This window comes from Mesorhizobium sp. M1A.F.Ca.IN.020.06.1.1 (assembly GCF_004023265.1).
Lineage (GTDB): Bacteria > Pseudomonadota > Alphaproteobacteria > Rhizobiales > Rhizobiaceae > Mesorhizobium.
Map to the genome: position 1 here is coordinate 1 of NZ_RZSR01001407.1, position 1,070 is coordinate 1,070.

A 1,070-nucleotide genomic window follows, 5' to 3' on the forward strand; every position below is an offset into this window, starting at 1 on the left:
GGTTCTCTGGCGCCAGCGCGCTTTCCAGCTCCGGCGCGAATTCGAGCAGCGGCGCGAAGCTATTGATCAGCACATTGGGATGGGCGCGCGCGCGCTTCACCGGCGCGCCCGGCGCCAGCGGCGCCATCGGCCGGGGCGAAGCGCCCGTCAGCCTGATGCGCGTGCGTTCGCGATCCTCCGACAGTCCGAAAGGATCATCCCGGCTCATGGCCTCACCTGTTCACCGAATAGCAGTCGACCTGCGGCTCGCTTGGCAGCACGCCGGAAACGCCGATGACGAAACCGGGGGCGTCGAGCAGCGAGGCCCAATGCTCGCTCTTCTGGTCCAGCTCCAGGCACAGCCGGTCGCCGTCATAGGGGATCTCGCGCGGCTGCGAATGCAGCGGCTTCAGCGGAATGCCGGGCAGGCGCGACTTCCACAGCCCCTCGAACTGGTCGGCGGACCCGACGGTGGCCTGGTTGACGAAGATCTTGCGCAGCGCGTCTTCCGACAGTTCGGAGCCGACGCGGATGACGATGCGGCTGGCCACCAGAAGTTTCGGGTTGTCGATGCGCACCTTCCAGACATTGGTGGCATGCCGCATGACCGGCAGCGCGCGCGATTTCGGCTCGATATACCGCAGGCTGAGGATCAGCGAGCGCAAGGCGTCCGCCAGGGCCATATAGGCAGGGCCGGGCGCCATGTGGTCATAGGCCGGCAGCTCGCCGAGCCGGCGCGAGCTGGAGCCATAAGTCGCCATTTCGCCGGCGAGGCCGGCGAGCTCGAGGTAGAGCTCGGCCGGATGGAAGACATCTTGCGCCAGCATGTGGGCGAGCCGCGGCTTGGCCGCATTGGCAAGATGAAGCATCAGCAGGTCCTCGACGCTGCGGCCGGGGCCTCCCATCACCATCTTGCCATGCGCTTCGGCGATCTGGTCGAGACCGGTGACGACCTCCTGCAGCAGTTGCCGATACCAGGCGACCGCGCCCGTGATCAGCGTCGGCGGCAGGAAGCTCTCGTCGAGCGAGACGCCGCCGTCGGCCCGCACGCCCTTGATGTCGGCGACCGGCAGCGCGGTATAGCCGCCGAC

Annotated in this window: 1 protein-coding gene and 1 pseudogene; both read right to left on the bottom strand. The window is 67.8% G+C overall.

Annotation, left to right across the window (positions count from 1 at the left end; genetic code table 11):
* Positions 1 to 208: pseudogene (locus tag EOA60_RS34415) on the bottom strand (type VI secretion system protein TssL); the annotation flags it as partial.
* A gap of 4 nt (positions 209 to 212) precedes the next feature.
* The coding region (tssK, locus tag EOA60_RS34420) for a type VI secretion system baseplate subunit TssK (protein ID WP_128312700.1) at positions 213 to 1,070 on the bottom strand (858 nt) is incomplete at its 5' end.